Source organism: Blautia sp. AF34-10 (assembly GCF_003477865.1).
GTDB lineage: Bacteria > Bacillota > Clostridia > Lachnospirales > Lachnospiraceae > Fusicatenibacter > Fusicatenibacter saccharivorans.
Window position 1 is genome coordinate 1 of sequence record NZ_QUED01000051.1, and the last position, 6,038, is coordinate 6,038.

Annotated in this window: 6 protein-coding genes and 2 pseudogenes; all 8 read left to right on the forward strand. The window is 48.7% G+C overall.

Annotation, left to right across the window (positions count from 1 at the left end; translation table 11 throughout):
* Nucleotides 1–404, forward strand: a pseudogene (locus DWZ60_RS17375) (hypothetical protein); the annotation flags it as partial.
* Between the two features lie 255 nt (nucleotides 405–659).
* The gene (locus DWZ60_RS16410; RefSeq protein WP_033119556.1) at nucleotides 660–926 is read left to right on the forward strand and encodes a type II toxin-antitoxin system RelB/DinJ family antitoxin; all 267 of its coding nucleotides are present in this window, start codon (nucleotides 660–662) and stop codon (nucleotides 924–926) included.
* Nucleotides 919–1,197, forward strand: a complete 279-nt coding sequence (locus DWZ60_RS16415; RefSeq protein WP_021632616.1) for a type II toxin-antitoxin system YafQ family toxin — start codon at nucleotides 919–921, stop codon at nucleotides 1,195–1,197. Before DWZ60_RS16410 ends, DWZ60_RS16415 begins: the two co-directional genes overlap by 8 nt.
* A gap of 33 nt (nucleotides 1,198–1,230) precedes the next feature.
* Nucleotides 1,231–1,713, forward strand: coding sequence for a hypothetical protein (locus DWZ60_RS16420; RefSeq protein ID WP_076917214.1), 483 nt, complete (start codon nucleotides 1,231–1,233; stop codon nucleotides 1,711–1,713).
* Nucleotides 1,598–1,855 (forward strand): cysteine-rich KTR domain-containing protein, encoded by a 258-nt coding sequence (locus DWZ60_RS18755; RefSeq protein WP_256435368.1) that lies wholly within the window; start codon nucleotides 1,598–1,600, stop codon nucleotides 1,853–1,855. The genes DWZ60_RS16420 and DWZ60_RS18755 overlap by 116 nt, the downstream gene beginning before the upstream one ends.
* A 16-nt stretch (nucleotides 1,856–1,871) precedes the next feature.
* A complete protein-coding gene (rlmN, locus tag DWZ60_RS16430) occupies nucleotides 1,872–2,858 on the forward strand; it encodes a 23S rRNA (adenine(2503)-C(2))-methyltransferase RlmN (protein WP_006774449.1) in 987 nt (328 codons plus the stop codon).
* A gap of 364 nt (nucleotides 2,859–3,222) precedes the next feature.
* Entirely contained in the window at nucleotides 3,223–4,470 is a 1,248-nt protein-coding gene (locus DWZ60_RS16435; protein WP_015517767.1) for a plasmid recombination protein, read from the forward strand.
* Nucleotides 4,471–4,881: 411 nt separating this feature from the next.
* Nucleotides 4,882–6,038, forward strand: a pseudogene (locus tag DWZ60_RS16440) (hypothetical protein); the annotation flags it as partial.

A 6,038-nucleotide genomic window follows, 5' to 3' on the forward strand; every position in this document is an offset into this window, starting at 1 on the left:
CCGAGGAAGATATACGGAGTGCGCTGGAAGCCTACGACAAGGAGTATTACAATTTCACGATTTCCGATATTGAAGCTCTGACCGATGTTCGCATCGAGCGCAACAAGAGGAATGGTAGATCACAGAAAGAGCATTTGAAAAGAGCAAGGGCGGTGCAGGAAGTGGATTATCCTGGCGGCACATGGAGAAGAAAAGGGGCAGAAGAAAAGAAAGCGCAAGTCTATGCGTGGCGGCAGGAGCATCCAGAGGGACGCAAGGCCGATTGTCATAGGGACACCGGACTTGATCCGAAAACGATCCGCAAATGGTGGGACACCGTACCGGAGGGGCATATAACGGTCAAAATACGCCCATCACAGGCTTTGAGCGATCTGTTGGTGGAGGAATTTAAGAAAGGGCTGTAAACGCCCCAGAAACGCCCTACAAGGCGTTTTCGGGGCGGGTAAGGGTTTTTATATTACCCCACCGAAAACGAGGCTTGAAAACCGCGCGAAATAAGGCTTTTTCACCCCCTAAATGTACACGCTGCGGTGTTAGCATATAGAAAGCACTGTTCATAGAAAAGTTGCAAAAAAACATTTGCAATGCACTTGCAAATGTCACGAATATTGAATATAATATTAGTGCAAGCTAAAAATGACGAGGAAAGGAGTGCTATTATGGCTAAAGGAAATATGACGATAAGAATGGAGCCGGAGCTGAAAGCACAGGCGGCAGCTCTCTTTAAGTCCCTCGGAATGGATTTGAGTACGGCAACGGGTATTTTTTATCGACAGGCACTTAGGTGTCATGGACTTCCCTTTGAAGTCAAGGTTGACGAGCCGAATGCTGTTACCTATGCGGCGATGGAGGCGGCAGAAAAGGGAGAGGATATGTATGGTCCGTTTGATAGCGTTGCAGATCTGATGGAGGCGCTGAATGCTTAAGCCGGAGTTTTCGGGGCAGTTCAAACGAGATTACAAGCTTGCGATCAAGAGAGGCTGCGATCCGAAGAAGTTGGAGGAAGTGATCACGCTGTTGTGTAACGAGCAGCCGTTGCCGGAGGCGTATCGAGATCATGCTCTCACTAATTCCAGAAATTATAAGGACATGAGAGAATGTCACATCGAGCCGGACTGGCTGTTGGTCTATAAAGTTGTTCGGCAGACTTTGATTTTGAAATTGATAAGGACGGGATCTCATAGCGATTTGTTTTGAGATTAACTCCGGATGAAAGAGTGGTGATGATATTTGGCGGGTGTAATAACGGAAATTGCAATAGAATGTGGCGTGTCGGAACAGGCAGTTCGTGCATGGTGTAGGCGAAACCATGTTGCGAAAGATGCGAAAGGAAGTTTCGCAATCAGCGAAAGTCAAAAAACCGCCATATATCAGCATTATTTAGGTGTTGAACGAAAGCAAGTTTCGCAACAGGCGAAAGCAAGTTGCGAAACTTGCGAAACCACTTTGATCGCTATGCTGCAGGGAGAATTAGACCGGAAAAGCGAGCAACTTGCTGTAAAGGACAAGCAGATCGAGGAACTGAACGCAAGGTTGGCGGAGGTCAGCTCGGCGTTGGTGACGGCACAGCAGACTGCGGCAGCGGCCCAGGCTCTCCATGCTGGGACAATGCATCAGCAGCTTCTTTCCGGCAAGTCCGGAGCCGATCAGCCGGAGCGTGAGACAGAACCGGTTCAAAAGCGTAGCTGGTTTAGTAGGTTCTTTGGGGACTAAACAGAACGACAAATCGGGAATTGATACTGTATTAAAAGATTTTCCTCTTTTCTGCCCTAAATGCAAATTGACGCATATCATTGATGTAGAAAAATTAGAGATTGTAATCAAAAATACAGAAAAACAAACTTTTATTATTTAGAAGAAAGGATATAAAAATGAAACGTTTACCTAAATATACGCCTGCGGAAGTACGGAATGATCCATACGGATTTACTTACAAAGAAATGTCGGAAGTTATTGGCGAGAATGAAGCAAAAGCCTTATATGAAGAATTATATAAGCAATTACCACGCAAAAAAAATCTATCAATGTTGGTAAAAAATATTTGCAAAAGCAGTGATACTGAAAAGTATGTTTACGAACTGAAAGACAACAAATACATTGAAACGGTTTTTATCAAGCGGCGAGATGGTGGAACTGTTTGCGTGAGCACACAAGTCGGTTGTCCTGTTGGTTGTATTTTTTGTGAGTCCGGGCGAAATGGCTTTGTTCGTAATCTAACATCGTCAGAAATCGTACAACAGATTATATTGTTGCGTCGAAAAGTAAACCGTATCGTTTTTATGGGTATGGGAGAGCCTTTATTCAATTATGACAACTTGATAAAAGCAATCCATATTCTCCGAGATAGATATGGGCTCAACTTTCCAACCGACGGCATTACCATATCAACAGTTGGTCCGGTCGATCAATTAAAAAAATTGCGCGAGGAACATCTTAAAATTCAGTTGACAATATCTTTACACGCAGCAACACAATCTGCAAGAAATCGTATTATTCCTCACATGCGCATATATGCTATTGAAGATGTTGTTAAGCAAGCCTTATCCTATTCTGAAAGGCATAATCGCAAAATTGTCTTTGCGTATTTGCTTTTACCGGGTATAAATGACCGGCCCTCAGATGTAAGACAACTTGCAAAATGGTTTCGGGGCAAAAAAGTTATGATTAACGTGTTACAATACAACCCAACAAGCAATTCAAGAATTAAAGCACCACAGAAACGGGAAATAGTTGCATTCAAACATCAATTAGAGCAAGCAGGACTTGAAGTTACTATGAGAGTTTCTCATGGCAGAGAGATTAACGCGGCTTGTGGACAGTTAGCTAACACATATAATAAATTCAAAAAAAATGATTAAAAGTGCCAGACGCATAGACGCAGAGCCGATAACGCATTAGGTCAAAAAACCTATGTGTTATCGGCTTTTTTATGACCAATTCCAGTTTATCGGTGGGATGAAGGTCGGGGAGCCGTCCGCAGACGGCAGGGGCAGCGCCCCTCCGGAGCTGGCAGAGCAGCAGGCACGAGCCGGCAGTGAAGCAGCTCCGGCAACCCCTCCCCTTTAGGGGCGCAAAGCACTTTCACACCGCTGCACCGATGGGGTGGCGGTGTGAAAGTGCTTTTGCGTTACTTTCTCACCAGAAAGTAACAAAGAGGTTGTTTTTAGCGGAAATTTATGATAAAATAGAGGACGGAAGAATAAGCGGAAAGGGGGCGATTTTATGGGAGTTACGATTTCGGGTATGACAGGTGCAGGGAGCATCCGGCACAACAACCGCAGCTTCTCAGCGGCGAATGTAGACCGGAGCCGGACGGAGCAGAACATTGTTTTCTGCAACGAGGATCTGAAGCAGGTCTATCATATGGTCTTTGATGAAGCTCTCGCAGCCTACAACGCAAAGAAAACCAAAACGAGAGATAAGATACCGGACTACTATGAGCATATCCGGCAGAGTAAACAGGAAAAGCTGTTCCATGAAGCGATCTTCCAGATCGGCAACATGAGCGACTGTGGGTGCGGTACGCCGGACGGAGAACGGGCGGCGGCAGCTCTGAAAGATTTTGCGGAGTCTTTTGCAGAACGCAACCCCCATCTGCGGGTGTTCAATATGGTGCTGCACATGGACGAGGCAACGCCCCATCTCCATGTCGATTTTATCCCTGTGGCAACGGAGCAGTCAAGAGGACTTTCTACAAGGGTATCTATGAAACAGGCATTGAAGCAGCAGGGGTTTGTCGGTGTCGGCAGAAAGCAGACCGAATGGGCGGCGTGGATGGAACGGGAGAAAGAAGCTCTGACGGAGATCGCCCAGCGGCACGATTTTGAAATTATCTCTCTCGGCACGAACAGACCGCACATGGACTTGCCGCAGTTCAAGGAAGCGGCTGCGAGGCTGGAAGCGGTGCAGCAGCAGACAGCGGCAGTAGAGCGGGAGGTTGCTGAGCTGGAACGGCAGCGGGACGCTCTGAAAGGCACTGTGCGGCTCTTAAAGGAGGCTGACAGGGTAAATGCACCCCTGCATGATATTCAGCCGGAAAAGACGCTCACAGGGGCAGTAAAGGGCGTGACGGTGGATCAGGTCGAGCAGCTAAAGAAAATGGCACTGCGCAGCGTGACGGATCGGCACAAGGTACAGGAGCTGACGGAGGAAAACACCCGTCTGCGGTCACAGGTGCCGTCCATGAAGAAGCGGCTGGAAGAAGCGCAGCGGCAGCAGAGGCTTGAACAGGAAAACCGGAGGCTGCGCGATGAAAACTATTATCTGCAATCCGAGCTGCAGGAGGAACGCAGCTTCACCGAGCGTCTGACGGACGGCATCGGTCGGATGCTGGACTTCTTGGAAGAACACTTGCCGGAGCGTCTGCGTCCTCTGCTTGAAAAGGCGAGGGAGCTGCTGCCCGATCCGGAGATTGGACAGCAGCAGGAGCAACAGCAGCACCAGCGAGGAATGGGCGGCATGGAGCTGTAAAAGAAGCCTGTCCGGAGGGCTTGAAAATCTCTTTCGGACAGGCTATAATAACAACTGAAAATAGGGAATTGCTGTATTGATAATCTAAGCCCCCTGTAAGGGTACTCCCAACCTATATTTTTTCTCTCTGAAAGGGAGAAAGTCGGAGGGGAAAAGGGGGGTGAGCGGAGGGGTGTTGGAAGTGTGGTAAACCTCGTTAGAGGTTTTCCAAGCCACTGTGGTAAACCCATCGGGTTTTCCATAGTGGCGGCACTTTCAATGCCCCGCAGCGAGGGGAAAAGGGGGAGGTGACTTTCTCTTTAAGGCGGCGTAGCCGCCGCTCTTTTGCCTCCCCTTTCCCCTTCCGCCCGCAGGCGATCCCCGCCGCAGCGGATTTTCTTTTTGGTACTTTTTCTTTTGTGAGGTGGTAATATGACCGAGAATTATCGAGGCTGCTACGAGTATTTGAGCGCACAATATCCGGAGGTCGGAGGCTATGAGTTTTATAAAGAGCTGTTTCCGGACAATGAGAACTCCGGAGAACGGCACACGGATTTTTCCCATCCGAACGCTGTGTATCTGTATCGGGACGAACAGAGCGAGGATAAGAAGCTCCGGCGCAGGAAGATGTATAACGACACATGGGAACAGGATTACATGGAGTTTGTCGAGGGGAACAGCCTTACTTTGTGCAGCGGTCTTGCATATCGCAGAAAGGAGAACAGGCTGGAGAACGCCCAGCGGATGTATGCTCTGATCTTCGATCTGGATGGCGTAGGTCTTGCCGAGCTGCGCAACCTCTTTCTGCGCTTTGGCGGCGATCCGGAGCGAGTGCGCCGGTTGCCGATGCCGACTTTCCTTGTTCTGTCGGGGACAGGGCTGCATATCTACTATGTTTTCCAGCAGCCGATTGACCTATACCCGAATATAAAAATTCAGCTTAAAAGTCTGAAATATGACCTCACTTTCCGGCTATGGGAGTATGGCAGCACTTCGCAGGTCAAGGCGATCCAGTATCAATCCATCAATCAGAGCTTCCGCATGGTGGGCAGCATCAATGACAAGCATGGGACGGAGCTGGTCGCTTTCCGTACCGGAGAACGGGTAACGCTGGATTATCTGAACGCCTACGCAAAGCCAGAAAACAGGGTGGATGTCAATAAGCCTTTCAGCCCATCCAAAATGACACGAGCTGAGGCGAGGGAGGCATATCCGGAGTGGTATGAGCGTGTTGTTGTGAGAGGCGAGAAAGGACGCAAGAAGTGGGATATTGCCGGAAAGGTGCATGGTGATGATCCGTATGCGCTCTACCATTGGTGGCTGCGGCAGATCGGAGAGATAAAGGGCGGGCATCGGTATTTCTTTTTGATGTGCCTTGCTATCTATGCTTACAAATGCGGTGTGTCGAAGCAGCAGCTCCGGCAGGATATGAAAGAGGCTTTTGATGATCTGCAGATGGTGAAGCATGAGAACGCATTGACCGAGGAAGATATACGGAGTGCGCTGGAAGCCTACGACAAGGAGTATTACAATTTCACGATTTCCGATATTGAAGCTCTGACCGATGTTCGCATCGAGCGCAACAAGAG

Coding starts and splice junctions, on each gene's coding strand:
- DWZ60_RS18755 (WP_256435368.1), top strand. CDS start 1,598: ATGCTGGGACAATGCATCAGCAGCTTCTTTCCGGCAAGTCCGGAGCCG.
- DWZ60_RS16410 (WP_033119556.1), top strand. CDS start 660: ATGGCTAAAGGAAATATGACGATAAGAATGGAGCCGGAGCTGAAAGCA.
- DWZ60_RS16435 (WP_015517767.1), top strand. CDS start 3,223: ATGGGAGTTACGATTTCGGGTATGACAGGTGCAGGGAGCATCCGGCAC.
- rlmN (WP_006774449.1), top strand. CDS start 1,872: ATGAAACGTTTACCTAAATATACGCCTGCGGAAGTACGGAATGATCCA.
- DWZ60_RS16415 (WP_021632616.1), top strand. CDS start 919: ATGCTTAAGCCGGAGTTTTCGGGGCAGTTCAAACGAGATTACAAGCTT.